Source organism: Cellulomonas sp. IC4_254 (assembly GCF_011603975.1).
In the GTDB taxonomy this organism is placed as follows: Bacteria; Actinomycetota; Actinomycetes; order Actinomycetales; family Cellulomonadaceae; genus Cellulomonas.
Genome location: NZ_JAANNB010000393.1, coordinates 1 through 788, shown reverse-complemented (window position 1 = coordinate 788; position 788 = coordinate 1). Strand labels below are relative to the sequence as shown.

Sequence of the window (788 nt, the reverse complement as noted above, 5' to 3'; positions counted from 1 at the left end):
GGTCGGTGGGGGACGTTCGCCTGGGACGAACGACCTGGACGAGTGAGTGCTCACTCACTTAGGCTCGGCGGCATGGACGAGCCCCGGACCGAACGCGCGCGGCCGATGAGCCGCGACGAGCGCCGCGCCGCCATCGCCCTCGCCACGGTCCCGCTGCTCGAGGCGCACGGCGCCCAGGTGTCGACCCGGCAGATCGCCGTGGCCGCCGGGGTCGCGGAGGGGACGCTGTTCCGGGCGTTCGACGACAAGGTCGAGCTGCTGACCGCCGCCGCCGAGCGCGCGCTCGACCCGACCGCGGGCGTCGCCGAGATCGACGACCTCCCGCCCGCCGCAGACCTCGCGGCCGAGCTCACCCAGCTCGCGGACGTCATGTCGGCCCGCGGCCGCCGGGTCCGCCGCGTCATGTTCGCCGTGCACGCGATCCTCGCGTCCGACGAGGGCCGCCGGGCCACGGCCGTGCGCGGGGCGCGCGGCGCGGACCTGCTGGGCCGGCCGCTGCCCGGCCCGAGCCCCCGCGCCGACGCCGGCGCTGTCGACGGCCCGGCCGCGCACCACCCCGGCGACCGGCTCCCGCTGCACGGCCCCTCCGGCCGCGACGCCCGGCTGCGCGCGCTCGCCGAGGTAGGAGCCGCGGTGGTCCGGCGCGTCGAGCCGTACCGTGCGGAGCTGCGCGTCGAGCCGGAGCGGCTCGCGCACCTGCTGATCGCCACGGTGATGGGGCAGGGCCCGCCGGTCCTGCCGGACGACGGCGGGGTCCCCGTCGCCGAGCTCGTCGACGTGCTGCTGCA

General features: G+C 78.4%; 1 protein-coding gene. It reads left to right on the top strand.

Features of this window, described 5'->3' with window-relative positions; genetic code table 11:
• Window positions 1–72 precede the first annotated feature (72 nt).
• A partial coding sequence (locus G6556_RS19255) for a TetR/AcrR family transcriptional regulator (protein ID WP_205693779.1) occupies window positions 73–788 on the top strand: 716 nt, incomplete at its 3' end.